1 protein-coding gene is annotated in these 1,079 nt (G+C 59.9%); it reads right to left on the bottom strand.

Annotated elements, in window-relative coordinates:
- Window positions 1-1,079, bottom strand: a 1,079-nt coding sequence (locus tag AC5ZGW_RS46375) for an IS1182 family transposase (RefSeq protein ID WP_496114179.1), incomplete at both ends; no start/stop codon positions are given.

The following is a 1,079-nucleotide window of genomic DNA, read 5'->3' as shown; positions in this document are numbered from 1 at the left end:
CTCTGGACCTCCTCGACCACATGCTCATGCTCCCAGCGCGTGATGCGGCGCTCCTTTGACGGCGTGCATTGGCTCTTGATCGCGCAGCCTTGGCACGCCGCTGTCGACCAGTAACGGCGCAGCGTCATTCCATGCTCGATGTTGGTGTAGTGATAGGGCAGCAGCTGGCCGGATGGGCAGCGGTAGACGTCCTCATCAGGCAGGTAGGCGAAGTCCTGTTTGCCGAACCGGCCCTCCGCCTTGGCGTTCGACGTCATGGGCTTGGGCAAGGTGACTGCAACGCCAGCCTCTTCGCAGGCTAATATCTCCTCTCCGTCGAAATAGCCACGGTCGGCGACCGCCTCGAGCTTGTCCACTTCGAGCACTTCTTTGGCTTGCTTCGACATCCGAGCAAGCTGCCCACGGTCGTTGCCGACGTTTATGACCTCGTGCGTAACAATCAGATGGTGCTCGGTGTCCACCGCGACCTGGACATTGTAGCCGACGACACCCGATCCGCGTCCGCTGGTGGCCATCGAACGGGCATCCGGATCGGTGAGCGATATCTGTTGATCCGGCGTGTTGCGCATCTGCGCATCAAGCACTTCCAGGCGGCTCATCTCCTGCTGCAGCCGAGCGATCTTTTCCTTGGTCCTCGTCGTCTTGATGCTGATCGCTTCCGATGGCTCCTGCCGATCGGCGCTATCGAGTTGACGCAGATATCGACCGACGCTTTCCTCGATCTGCGCCATCCGCCTCGCCATCTTGGCATGCGTGAAGTTGCGGTCGCGGTTGTTCACCGCCTTGAACTTGCTGCCGTCGATTGCGACGCTTGGGGTCTGCAACAGGCCCATTTGCCGGCATAGTGCAATGAACTTCGCACAAACCTTCCGGATCGCCGCACCATTGTCCTTCCGGAAATCGGCGATCGTCTTATGATCGGGAGCCAGGCGGCCGATCAGCCACATCACCTCGATATTGCGGCACGCCTCACGTTCCAGACGACGACTGGATTGCACCCGATTGAGATAACCGTAGATGTAAAGCTTCAGAAGGACTGCCGGATGATAGGAGGGCCGGCCCGTCTCCTTCGCGATCAC

The sequence above is a fragment of the Bradyrhizobium sp. Crot121 genome, from assembly GCF_059512385.1.
This window is presented reverse-complemented; position numbering and strand designations above follow the sequence as displayed.